General features: G+C 37.8%; 9 protein-coding genes. 4 read left to right on the top strand and 5 right to left on the bottom strand.

The window, feature by feature from the left end; all coding sequences use genetic code 11:
* Positions 1-2: 2 nt before the first annotated feature.
* Complete coding sequence (locus IW20_RS07960) at positions 3-1,367, bottom strand: hypothetical protein (protein ID WP_035620681.1); 1,365 nt, start codon at positions 1,365-1,367, stop codon at positions 3-5.
* A 62-nt stretch (positions 1,368-1,429) separates the two neighbouring features.
* On the opposite strand from IW20_RS07960, the gene IW20_RS07955 reads away from it, so the two are divergent.
* On the top strand, positions 1,430-1,651 hold the full coding sequence (locus IW20_RS07955; RefSeq protein ID WP_035620677.1) for a helix-turn-helix domain-containing protein: 222 nt from the start codon (positions 1,430-1,432) through the stop codon (positions 1,649-1,651).
* Positions 1,652-1,762: 111 nt separating this feature from the next.
* On the opposite strand, the gene IW20_RS07950 is transcribed toward IW20_RS07955, so the two are convergent.
* Together IW20_RS07950 and dinB are read right to left on the bottom strand one after the other, a co-directional pair.
* Positions 1,763-4,822 carry a DNA polymerase III subunit alpha gene (locus IW20_RS07950; protein WP_035620673.1) on the bottom strand — a complete coding sequence of 1,020 codons (3,060 nt, stop codon included), beginning with the start codon at positions 4,820-4,822 and terminating at the stop codon, positions 1,763-1,765.
* Between the two features lie 3 nt (positions 4,823-4,825).
* Positions 4,826-6,007 carry a DNA polymerase IV gene (gene dinB, locus IW20_RS07945; RefSeq protein WP_089052153.1) on the bottom strand — a complete coding sequence of 394 codons (1,182 nt, stop codon included), beginning with the start codon at positions 6,005-6,007 and terminating at the stop codon, positions 4,826-4,828.
* 85 nt (positions 6,008-6,092) lie between these two features.
* On the opposite strand from dinB, the gene IW20_RS07940 reads away from it, so the two are divergent.
* The 3 genes from IW20_RS07940 (at position 6,093) to IW20_RS07930 (ending at position 8,971) form a co-directional block, all read left to right on the top strand.
* Complete coding sequence (locus IW20_RS07940; RefSeq protein ID WP_035620671.1) at positions 6,093-6,857, top strand: XRE family transcriptional regulator; 765 nt, start codon at positions 6,093-6,095, stop codon at positions 6,855-6,857.
* 244 nt (positions 6,858-7,101) lie between these two features.
* Positions 7,102-8,613 (top strand): MauE/DoxX family redox-associated membrane protein, encoded by a 1,512-nt coding sequence (locus IW20_RS07935; RefSeq protein ID WP_035620669.1) that lies wholly within the window; start codon positions 7,102-7,104, stop codon positions 8,611-8,613.
* 76 nt (positions 8,614-8,689) lie between these two features.
* Positions 8,690-8,971 carry a DUF6520 family protein gene (locus tag IW20_RS07930; protein WP_123869462.1) on the top strand — a complete coding sequence of 94 codons (282 nt, stop codon included), beginning with the start codon at positions 8,690-8,692 and terminating at the stop codon, positions 8,969-8,971.
* A gap of 142 nt (positions 8,972-9,113) precedes the next feature.
* Here the strand turns inward: IW20_RS07930 and IW20_RS07925 are convergent, their stop codons facing one another.
* Positions 9,114-11,714 (bottom strand): alpha/beta hydrolase family protein, encoded by a 2,601-nt coding sequence (locus tag IW20_RS07925; protein WP_035620666.1) that lies wholly within the window; start codon positions 11,712-11,714, stop codon positions 9,114-9,116.
* Entirely contained in the window at positions 11,701-13,086 is a 1,386-nt protein-coding gene (locus IW20_RS07920) for a RagB/SusD family nutrient uptake outer membrane protein (protein ID WP_035620664.1), read from the bottom strand. Before IW20_RS07920 ends, IW20_RS07925 begins: the two co-directional genes overlap by 14 nt.
* Positions 13,087-13,094 lie beyond the last annotated feature (8 nt).

The raw sequence follows: 13,094 nt of genomic DNA, 5'->3' as shown, positions 1-13,094 counted from the left end.
AATTAATTTTTAAGTTTTATTATTGTTCCCTTAAATTGTTTTGCCAATTTCTCGCTTTCCTCTTTCTTTTCAGCTGCCATTAACGAGCCCAGCCACTTTTCATATGCTTCGGCCGGCATTTGTTGAAAACCTGATTCATCAATTATACTATACTGTGCATACATTTGTTGCAGAATTTCTACTGCCTTTGGATAATTTAATATTTTTTCCCGTCCTTCCTGAGTTTGAGTATTAATTCCCAGCTTTCTAACAACATATTTTAACCTTGCCTCATTGTAATTTGACTTCACCATATTGGCATTAATACTGTTGGGATTCAACTCCAAAGCCTTATTTGCAACTTGTTCAACAAAATCATCGTAGCCAAATTTATGCAGATAACCTGAGGCCAAATCTGTATAAAATTGCGAAAGCATTTCCTTCTTTGACAGATTCTGCATATAAAGTTTATTCTGAATGGCTTCAGCTGTTATAAAGCCATTATTTAGAATGAAAGATGATACAGTAAACATTCCGTTTGTGAGTTCGAGGTTGTACCATTTTCCTTTTTCATCTTCGAATTTAATGTAAGAATGATTTGGAGAAAGTGCTAAATAAGCTTCTGCATCTATTGCTTCTGCAAGTATCAAATAAAGTAACGGCATTGAATGACACTGTCCTGAATTTGTTTTTAGGAGTTTTGTTACAAACATTTTCGCCCAATTTTCTCTCCCCCAATAATCCTCAAAATCATATTTGATCGGAAAGTGTTTTTCTTTAAATCCTTTAACCTGCATAGGTTGAGTAAAGAATTCAAAAAGCATAAAGTTTTTAGCTGTGTTACTATTTGTATCAAAGTTTTTTTCTTTCATCTTCGCCAAAATAAATTCAGCAGTTTGTTTTATAACTTTATCAAATTCTACTTTATCAAGTTTGTTTTCGAAGTATGCATTTTCAATATCGAAATTAACATCTTTCACCGAATAATTATCTACATCAATATGAAGCATCTTGTCAAACACTTCTCTGTAATGTTCTGTTCCAGGGATTTTTGACTGGGATGGAAGGTCATATATTGAAGGCCGAAACTCTTCAATGTCAGATTTTACGCTGTTCAAAGTCTCTTGACGAAGCTTTTCATGCTGATCTACTTCATTCATGATACTCTTAATCTGGTGTTGCTGATAGGTATTACCAGATGATGTTGAATTTGATGTAGGTATAACAAAATTCTGCATACTCGGAGAAATAAGAGTTGGCAGAGTTGGTTGAATTACTGGCAAATCTGTCTTAGGTACAGATTGACCAATAACTTGTGCTGTATAAAGAAAAACACAAAAGGTTATCTTAATAAGCTTGTAAATTTTGAAAAGTTTATTATTTCTCACTTTATTTCTAACTTGGACGTACGTCCTACAGTATTTATTATTAGAACTCTGAATTTTGTCCTGTGAGGGATAAAGACAAAGAATATTTACAAAATTTTGGAGCCAACCTTAAGAAAATTCGCGAAGACAAAGGCTTTACTCAAGCCCAGCTTGCTATTGACAGCGATTTGGATATCTCCTATATCAGCCGTATTGAAAACGGCAGGATAAGTCCGTCCCTAATCTATATCACACATCTTGCTGACGCACTTGGAGTGGATATGAAGCAGCTAATTGGCTTCTAGTAGGTAAGACTTTTCCGAAGCGAACATACAAAATATTTTTCCTATATCCTTACGGAAAAACCTCAAAAAGTAAAAACAAGTATTTTTACGTGGTTTTTTTAATGATCATCTTTAGGCATTTCCCATTTTATGTCGCGGCAGACCTATCTCATGCTCCTGCGGGTATGGCGCTCTCTGGGTCATACTTATATCTTCGCGAATATTTCTATGTGCATCGTATTGTTTTTGATCACTTTCAGAATACCTTGGATCTGGTATAAAAGGCATTTTAGCCATCTTGGTTACTGTTATCGTAGGAAAGTGATAATCGACCTCAACATTTCCTAATAGCAGATAACATCCTCCTCCTTGAAAGGGATATTCTTTAAGACTGCCAGTAAAATGAGCCGTATCAAACAGTTCTCCTTCTGCATCTATCCATGTTCCGAAAAACATTGCGCCCATCTTTGTAGGAACGTGCTTTCGAGAGATCAAATAAGCCAGCATTTTTACCGTTTTTTTGTGATGTTGTAATAAGTCTTTTGCCATTACATCGCCTCGAAATTTTGTTTGTAGTAGATCGAAAGGCGTGCACGAAACAGGAAAGCTTAATAATTCAATTTCATCGAAAGCATCTTCAAATGTTGAACGCTCCAAAACCGGGAGGTTGTATTCCTTTACCGGTTCCTGAAGAAGCATCAAACTGCGATTTTCAGGTTTGAAATTAACCATTATCAGCCTTGCAATGACTAATAACTGGTTCTTTGTTTTTCCTGTGAAACGGAATGCTCCGATAAATATTAATATTTGGATTCCTTCGATACCAATCGGTACTCTATTTATAAAATCTTCCAGTGATTTATATTCTCCATTTAACTGACGCTCGGTAACTATGTGCCCTGCTATTTTTGTTTCCAATCCTTCAAGATGCATAAACCCAAGGTAAACGTCGATACCATATAGTGTAGTTTCATATTCGCTTTTATTTACACATGGATTATGTATCGCTGCTCCTGACATCCGGGCTTCATGCACATACACTTCAGTTCTGTAGAAACCTCCTTGGTTATTAATAACAGCAACCATAAATTCAATTGGATAATGTACTTTAAGGTATAAGCTCTGATAGCTTTCCACTGCATAGGATGCTGAGTGTGCTTTGCAGAAAGAATATCCGGCGAACGATTCGATCTGGCGATAAATCTCCTGGCTAAGTTCCAAAGGATGGCCTTGACGCTCACAGCATTCAAAAAAGTTATCTTTTACTTTCTGAAGTGCGGATTTTGACCTTCCTTTTCCGCTCATTGCCCTGCGCAATATATCCCCGTCTGCCGCGGGAAGTCCTCCATAATGAAGGGCTATCTTTATTACGTCTTCTTGGTAAACCATTATGCCATACGTCTCACCGAGTTGCTCCTTAAATACTTCATGGAAGTACTCAAATTGTGTCGGGTTGTTGTGTCTGAAAATATATTCCTTCATCATTCCACTTTGGGCAACACCAGGACGAATAATGGACGATGCAGCAACAAGGATTTTGTAGTTATTACATTGTAGTCTTCTGAGAAGCCCACGCATTGCAGGACTTTCGATATAGAAACAGCCAATAGTTTTACCACGACCTAAATACTGATTGCACAAAACCTCATCTTTAGAAAGTGAAGTATCCCTAATATCGACATTGATGCCACGGTTTTTCCGTATCAGCTTAACACTATCGTCAATGTGACCTATTCCGCGCTGGCTCAATATATCAAACTTTTCAAAACCGATGTCTTCGGCCGTATGCATATCGAACAAAACAATTGGAAAACCTTTTGGAGGCATTTCCAAAACTGTAAAATTCGTAAGAGGTTCCTCAGATATCAATATCCCGCACGAATGCATGCTTCTCTGGTTGGGATATTTTTCAAGCATCATGCCATAGTCCTGAACCATCCTAACTACGTTATTGGTATCATGGAGATCCATCGGGTTTTTAGCCAAGGCATCAAGTTCTTCTTTCGGCAGGCCGAATACTTTGCCAACCTCCCGGAATATAGACCTGTACTTAAATTCAACATTTGTACCACAGAAAGCGACATACTCGGCGCCGTAGCGTTTAAAAATATACTCAAGAATTATATCACGTTCTTTCCAAGACCAGTCGATGTCAAAATCCGGAGGGCTTTTACGGTTTACATTTAGGAATCTTTCAAAATATAAATCAAGTTCAATAGGACAGATATCGGTAATACCCAGACAATAAGCAATTATGCTGTTAGCACCACTGCCGCGCCCTATGTGCAAAAAGCCCATGCTGTTGCTGTAACGAATAATATCCCAGGTAATAAGAAAGTAACCGCTGAACTCCAGTTCTTCAATGACCTTAAGTTCTTTGTTTACCCGTTCGACAGCAATTTCATTATCTGTTCCATATTTTTTGAGCATACCCTGCAAAGCGATTTGGCGCAACAGCTGCATATCCTCATGGCGGCTCTTGGTGTAGTATTTTTTATTTCGCGGTATGCCGAATTCGTATTCAAAATTGCATTGGTCAATAACACTTTGGGTATTTTCAATGACAGCAGGATATTGAGCAAACTTTTCCAATAATTGCGATAGTGGCAGCATTATCTCTAGGTTGCTGCAGTAGTCCTTTGGGGATAATTTAGAGCCTAAAATATTTAGGTCTATGGCCCGCAATATCTTATGCAAATTGTATTCTTTCTTGTTCCTAAAAGTGACAGGGTGCAATAGCACCATTTTTTTAAGCCTGCTTTTCCATTTGTCATGAAACAATAATAAGATCTCATCAGGTCTTATTCCAATGTACTCATATTCTTGTAATATTGAAGGAGCATTTTCAAATGGATAAATAATTATAACATTTTCAAAAGCAGGAGCCTGAACCGGAAGTGGCAAATTCTCAAAATTGTGCTGCGTCAAAAAACGATTCATTTCCCCGAGTCCGTCACGGTTTACAGCCAGACCTATATATCGCAATGCATTCTGGCAGCGAAATTCAATTCCAACCAAAGGCTTTATATCTGCGGCCTTGCATAATTTGATGAAATCATAAATCCCAGTAACCGTATTGATATCGGTCAGCGCCATAGCCCTTACATTACAATGCGAGGCCTGTTCTACCAATTCCTCAACAGGAATGGTACCATAACGAAGACTGTGGAAAGAATGGCAGTTTAGGTACACGGCTTACTTTTTACGCTTTAATATTTCATTTTTGTTATTGGGTTTGAGAATAGCGCCACCCCCGCGCATAACTGAATCAAAACCATAACGAGTCTTCATCCTGTCCATAGCCTGATAGAGTGAAAGCATTTCCTCGGTATCCTCAAACATATTGATTTGATAGGTACCTCTTACCAAACCACTGAATCGGATGCCAATCAAACGAAGGCGCATCCTCCGCTGATAAAGTTTATTGAACAGTTCTGTGACATTCTTTATCAGGATATGATCTGCAGAAGTATATTGCACCCTGCACTGCTTGGTTTCGGTATCGAAGTTTGCGTAGCGAATTTTAATGACCACCGTCGAGGTAAGCCATTCTTCAGAACGAAGCTGGAAGGCCAGTTTTTCCACCATACCCTGAAGGACTCGTTTAAGCTTATCAAGATCTATGGTATCCTCTGAAAAAGTATGCTCAGTAGAAATTGATTTACGCTCCGTATAAGGCTCGACAGGATTATTGTCTATACCATTTGCTTTTTTCCACAGCTCAATTCCGTTTTTGCCAATCATCTGCTGCAGTACTTCAGCCGGCATTTCTGAAAGTGTCTGAATATTTCTAACGCCTATTCGCGACAGCAATTGGAAAGTTGCATCGCCAACCATTGGTATCTTTCTAATGGAAAGAGGATTCAGGAAAGGTCTTACCATATCTTCCGGTATTTCCAGATTCCCTTTAGGCTTTCCTTCGCCAGTTGCAATTTTGGAAACAGTCTTGTTGACAGACAGTGCAAAACTTATGGGAAGCCCTGTTTCTTTTGTTACGGATTGTGCAAGTTCATTAGTCCAGGTGTAGGAACCGTAGAATTTATCCATGCCGCTAATGTCAAGATAGAATTCATCGATGCTGGCCTTCTCCATAACCGGAGCCTTTTCTTCGATAACTTCCGTAACGGTGTGTGACAGCCTGGAGTAGAGTTCCATGTCTCCCTTCATTACTTTTGCCTGCGGGCAAAGACGCAATGCCATTTTAATTGGCATTGCTGACCTCACACCGAAGGTACGAGCCTCGTAAGAGCAAGAGGCAACTACACCTCTTTCACCTCCGCCAATAATAAGCGGGATACCGTTCAATCGTGAATCGGTCAGCCTTTCACAAGACACAAAAAAAGTATCCAGATCCATATGTACAATTGCCCTTCCCATAATATTCATCTTTGTACTGGACAAAATTAGTACAGATTGTAACAAATAAATTATATTTGCTGATACAATTTGTAACAAAAACAATATGTCTTTATTTTCCGATAACATCAGAAGCCTAAGGCTGAAAAATAAAATTTCGCAGGAAAAACTTGCTGAAAGTCTTCTAATCACGCGTGGACGCTACGCAAAGTATGAAGACGGAACCTCTGAAGCGCCCTATGAAATATTGAAAAGAATATCAAAATATTTCAAGATCAGCATCGATATACTATTATGTGTTGACGTAAGGAAAGTCAAAATTGATGATTTGGTTAATCTTGAAGATAATAAGGTGTTATTGCCGGTTATTGCAAATAACGACGGTGAGAATTTTATAGAAATTGTTACGCAAAAAGCAAAGGCAGGCTATATGAATGGATATTCAGATCCGGAGTATATTGAAAGCCTACCTCGTATTTCATTGCCTTTTTTAAGTTCAGGCTTGCACAGGGGATTCACTGTTGATGGAGATTCCATGCCTCCGCATGAAGATGGAGATGTGATAGTAGCCAAATATGTTGAAAAGCTTAGTGAAGTAGTCAATGGCAGGACTTATATCATCATGACCAAAAATGACGGCATTGTCTATAAACGATTGAATAAAAACAAGAAAAACTTACTGGTGGTCGAATCGGACGAACCTTTTTATATTCCTTATGAGATTAAAGCATCGGAGATTGAGCAGATATGGGAATTCAAATGTAATCTAGGTAAAAAGGACACCAAGCGTGCAAACGTTATTCCTGGCAGTATTGAAGAAATGTTTTTGGAATTAAAAAATGATATTAGGAAATTGGAAAGGAAAAGATAGCAAAGTACTTTTTCGATATGAGGCTGGCATTTGTCAGCCTTTTTTATGCCTGAATATTTAGAACAATGTAAAATGGCTCGGTTTTTATAAATTTTGGCTCGGTTTTGTTAACAATCCTTTTATTTTATTATTCTAATTTCGCTTTGTAAAACACTTAAACAGTGATAATTAAATAACAATAGACCGCTAATGTGAGGCTGGTTTAATATGTCTTATAAGCACTGGAAGAGTTAAAATCGACGACATGAAAATATCAGCATCTTTTAAAAACGCTATAGTTGACATAATTTGTTTGCTCTATGTTCTGTTGTTTGTGTATGCAGCTGTAAGTAAACTACTGGATTTTGAAAATTTCCGTATCCAACTTGGACAATCTCCTATGTTGAGTGCATATGCAGGAATCATTTCTTTACTTGTACCTGCGATTGAAATTGCTATAGCATTAGCTTTATTTTACCAGCGTATTCGGTTTTGGGCTATACTTGGAGCGTTTACTTTGATGGTTATGTTTACCATGTATATAATCATTATATTAAATTTTAGCTCTTTTGTTCCATGTTCCTGCGGAGGTGTCCTGGAAAAAATGGGATGGACAGAACATTTAATATTTAATATTTGTTTTACAATCATTGCACTTGTGGGTATACTGCTTGAAAGAGAAAATGTACACAATAAAAAGAATAAAAAATACAACAGTCCTATTATAATTTTACTTAGCTGTTTTATTGGAGGTGTTTCTGCAGTCTCTCTTTTATACTTGTTATCTGAAAATGAAATACATAGAAACAATAACTTTTTAAGAAGGTATCCTCCACATCCCGTAACTACAATAAAAGGATTCAATGTTAAATACAACTCTTATTATATTGCAGGGGTAGATAAGGATCGTATCTATCTTGGTAATACTACAGCTCCATCCCATGTTTTTAGTATTGATACTACTCTTAGTAACCCAGAGACAATAAATATACAATTGTACAATAAAAATAATACCACGTTCTATGCACCTCAAATCAGAATTCACCCGCCATATTTCTTTTTAGTTGACGGCAATGTGCCTACAATATTTAGAGGATATCTGTCAGATTGGAAAGCCAAAAAATACTGGCAAGGCAATCATACATTTTCACAGTTTGAAATTATTTCCCCCTCAAGATTTATTTTGAGTGGCCTGGATAAAACCAGAGGTCAGAATGTTATCAGTTATCTTGATTTTTCCAAGGGCATCCCTATTATAGAAACGAGTCAATTACTTGAAAAGAAGATTGACGGCGTATTTGATACAGATGGAATGCTCAGATATAATGCGAATCTCGAAAAAGTAGTATACGTATATTACTATAGAAATGAATATTTGACATCAGATACCACCCTAAAACTAAATTATAAAGGCCGCACAATCGATACGATCACACAATCATCAATTAAATTGGCATATCAGGATTCTGGCCGCATAAGAACACTGGCGAAGCGCCCAGTATTGGTACAACAACAGTCTACCGTATCTGGAAAATACTTGTTCACAAAATCAAATAGATTGGGCAAATATGAATCTGAAGAAATGCTAAAAGATGCATCAATTATAGATGTTTACGACGTAAAAAAACAGAGTTACGAATTCAGTTTTTATCTCTATGATTATGAAGGAGAAAAAATCAAGAGTTTCAATGTGTATGGAAATATACTAATTGGCTTGAGCGATCATTATTTGGTATTATATCGTCTGCAATCACTCAATTTCGATATTGGCAACTAAAAATATACGGGCCGGCCGTGTCAGGGGAAGATCGAAAACCTGAAAAAGAGTAGATCATAATCAAACAATAAATATCATGAGAACACAATTTTTTAAAATGGTTTTGCCAGCATTTGTATTACTGTTGGCAGTGTTTGGTGCTTTTGCATTTAAAGGTGCAGATAGTAAAGCAGTTCTCGCTCCAGAGAGCGGATGGATTAACCTGCCGGGACAGCCTTGTGCCGTTCAGGTTCAATGTAATAATGACCCAGGACCTGTATGTACAGCAATTTATCAGGGAACTTCACACCAAGCTTTTGGAAAACTAAATCCACAGGCGATGGCTTGTAACAAAGTACTCTCACGACCTGCTAATTAATTTTAAAAAAGCGGTGTCCTTTACAGGCACCGCTTTTATTTGATAAGTATTTGATGAGAGCAACTCTTTTAAACATGATTTTCATCCACTATAATAACCTGATTTACATATTGGGTCAATACAAAATTCAATAAGTATAAACCTAGTCATTCATCCAATCTTCTTTGGGTGAATTTTTAAGTTGGTAGTCAAACCACTGGGTTAGTTTGAGAGTAAGATCCCTCTGGTTAACTGGATTGACAATTACATGTGGTTCATCGGGGTAGATTAGCATTGTACTTTTCTTCTGAAGTCTCCATAAAGCAGCAAACAATTTAATAGCATAGGAAGATTTTACCATTTGGTCATTGTCGCCTGTCCAGATCAAAAGTGGTGTGTTTATTCCCTTGACATTCATAATTGGAGACTCTGATAAAAATTCGTCATCTGTGAAAGCAATTCTATTTCTGAATTGCGAATTTTCAAAACGTTCCATATTTGAGATATCAGATGAATCGATATCCAGATAGAAGCTCAATAAATCTGTAACGCCAGCACCCGCCACTGCAGTCTTGAACCTGTTAGTATGTCCCACAATGTAGGAAATTTCAAATCCTCCGAAAGAATGCCCTATAAGTCCTATGTTTTGTTCATCGATCGAACTGGTTTTTACAGCCTGGTCAACAGCAGATAATACACACTGAAGTGCCGAGTATCCAGGCTTATTCAATACGTACGCAATATCTGGAAGCAGTACAAAATATCCTTCCGATGTTAATTTAGTTATATTCAACCCTTCATAGTTTTCAAGGGATGGCGGTATATATTCATGAACTGCTGATGCCACGTTTTCGTAGATGGAAACTAACATCGGATATTTTTTGTCTGATTTGTAAACTGCTGGATAAAAGAGAGCTCCGTTCAGTTTCTTTCCATCCGGACTATAATAGTGGATGATTTCAGATTTGCCCCAAAAAAACTTTTCCTGCTGTTCGTTGGATTTGGCTATAAGTTTTGGCTGTCCCCTTTCATCTAAGGATATGAGCTGAGGTGAAACATCAAACGAGCTTTCCATATATTGGAAAATGTTTCTTTTTCCTGATCTCCTTACATACATTATTTTTGAATTCTGGTGTATAATTTTCTGGAATCCCGTCTTAGAATTCCAGATACCAAATCCTTCGCTGAGCTCTTCCGTGTTGATAGTTTTTAGAATCAGATCTTCATCTAGATCATAAGTTCCTGCCGAAAAACCAAAAAAACCATCCCTGATAGAGGAGCCTGAATCGAAATATACCTGATACTTTATCTTTAGTGGTCCGCCAGCGGTGATTTTCTGCTTCTTATCTCCTGAAGGCGATATAAGCCAAATATCGAACTCATCGTATAAAAGAAGTTGTCCGGAAGTTGTCCACCCACCAAAGCCGTAGGCCTGATGCTGATCTAAACGATCACTTGTAGATTTATTAAAATGGGTATCAAGATTTTTCGTCAGGCAGATGTGTAAATCTTTCTTTATATTGTAGCACCACCAGTTCGAATCCTTGAAATAAGCAATAAATTCCCCATCCTTATTGGCTACAAGGTGCTTATGAACCCTTAACTGCTTTTCAATAATTTTTTTCTTATCTCCCGTAGCAAGGTCCAGCAAGTAAACATCACTGTAATAGTCATTATACTTATAAAATGGTAAATAAGCCTCATTATCCAGCAAGACTACTTTTTGGTCATTATCCATTAAAGCGCATGCTCTGAGCTTGTCGTCCTCAACTTGATAAACCTTGTTTCTCTCTGGGAGCCAAACGTGCCAATACAGCATTTTATCATTCTGGGTCGGTCGCAGCTCCATATCCGAAGATCTCCAGACCCTGACTTGCGATTGTTCCTGCTGAGAATCTGTTTTTGCAATGACATCAAAGAAAACTTTGTCTCCCTTTTCCGTCAAATACAATTTTCCCTTGAAAATCCTGCTATCAAAAGCTAAACCAGCAGATGAACGATCAAGTCTTTTTATGTGCCCATTCTCACTGGCAAGGATGATAGCATGTTCGCCTTTATTTGCGTCAAAACTATAGAAAGCCAGCGAAGTACCAGCTTTATTCCAAGTAAGGTATTGAAATTCCTCATCATTACTTTTCGCTAATACTTTGGGCTTTTTTTTGCCTTGCAGATCGATTATGCTTGCTACAGTTTCATTCTCGTTATGTTGAACAACGGAGAGTTTTGTCTCTTGCGGGTTCAGTCTATACTCAATTACATTCTCAAAAAGCTCTGACCTGCCCGTAAAGAAATTATAAAGGGTCAAGGAGTTATGGTCGTTGTTTGCACTTAAGTACATAAAATGACTGCCTTTTCTTAGAAGTTCAAACCCAGAGACATTTGGATAAGAAGTTGTCTTTCCTGTTACCGTTCTTAAGAGGAATAGAGAATCATTTCTCATCCATGCAAACAGGCTTCCGTCCGCAGTTATCTTATCTCCGTAGCCTCCAGCTAATGTATATTGAACATCTGTAACTGTGCTTTTTAAAAACAGGGTATCCGACTTACTTAAATATGATTTGGAGTACGAAGTCCAATTTCCATCATCTGACAAAGCTCCTATGTGCAATGTATTCCACAATTTATAATCCTCAACGGTAAGTTGTCTTTTTTCTTGTGAAAAACAAGGCAAGCCTATTAAAAACAATAAATAGGGCTGCCATAAATAGATATGGAAACTAAAATTTTTCATATGAACTAACATTACAGATTTAGTATCCAGCATTTTGAGGCAGCAGGTTTGGATTAAGTAATAATTCAGATTCTGGTTTTGGCCAAAGTATATCTGTGGCATTCCATCCTGGCTTAACTGATGCTAGCACAGAGTTTATCCTGCCCGTACGTTTTAGATCAAAAAAGCGATGCCCCAGTTCACTGAAAAGCTCGATGCGTCTTTCCTGAATAATCGCGTCAAGAATTTCCTGTTCTGTATTTGCTATAATGTTGTCAAGCGATGCACGGTTCCTGATTTTGTTAATATCCTCCCTTGCACCGTCAAAATCTCCTAGGTGCATTCGCGCTTCGCCCCTTATGAGGTATAGTTCTTCAAGCCGCATCAGAATAGAGTATTCGCTCGACTCCGTTCCATTATTAAATTGCTTGTATTTATTAGGATAATAATAGATGATCCCATTTTCTGAAACGTTTCCTGTCCAATGCTCTTTACGCTGGTCTCCGATTTCAAATCCGTTGACTAATTCCTGACTTAAGGCTCGATTGGGTGGAGGAGCCGTTGAGAAAACAAAGCTCTGCCCTTCCTGTGTTGGGAGTCCTTCCTGCCCCGGCATAATTTGCCAGATGGTACCCGTACTGTTCTTAAGAAATACTGCATCCAGATTTTCCACCCAGACAAAGTTTCCTGAACCAATAACAGCATTCGCTTCGCTTTGAGCAGCTTCCCAATTATTGTTATATAAATAAATCCTTGCGAGTAGTGCTTTTACAGCATCTACACTTGGTCGGACTCTGAGCATACTTTGATTTATTGCAGGCATCAGTGTTTTTGCATGTTCCAGATCATCAACCAATACAGTGTACAATTCGGATGATGTCAGCTTTCCAATCTTTTTGTTTATGACGTAATCAGTAGTGGTAACATATGGAATTTCACCAAACAGGTTCAATAAGTGAAAGTGAATATAGGCGCGAAGAAACAATGCTTCTCCAATCAGACGGTTTTTATCGTCCTGCTGAATTCCAGTTGAATTCTGAACACCTTCCTTTACAGCATTGGCGGCATAAATCAAATTATAACTCCCGTTCCAAAAAGCTGCAATATCGGTATTGGCAGGAATGATATTATTCAAAAAGAACTGATGTTCTGTTAGTCCGGTATTATAAGTTTGCAACTCATCGGCATAGCTCCCCAACAATATTGATATTCCCTTTGAATTGCCACAGACCAATACATCGTTTGATAATTTACTGTAGATATTGGTCAAAGCAGCCTCGGCTGTTGCGACATTATTAAATACCGTTTCTCCGGTAAGTTGCGAATCAGGCTGTCCAGTCTCTATAAAATCCTCACAGCTCATAAGTAATGTAGTAAGGAGGATCAATAGCCAATTGCACTTGCTGTATGTGATATATTTTTTCATAATGTAAT

It is taken from the genome of Flavobacterium hydatis (assembly GCF_000737695.1).
Taxonomy (GTDB): domain Bacteria; phylum Bacteroidota; class Bacteroidia; order Flavobacteriales; family Flavobacteriaceae; genus Flavobacterium; species Flavobacterium hydatis.
Note: the sequence above shows the minus strand (reverse complement) of the source record. Positions and strands in the feature narration are given on the sequence as shown.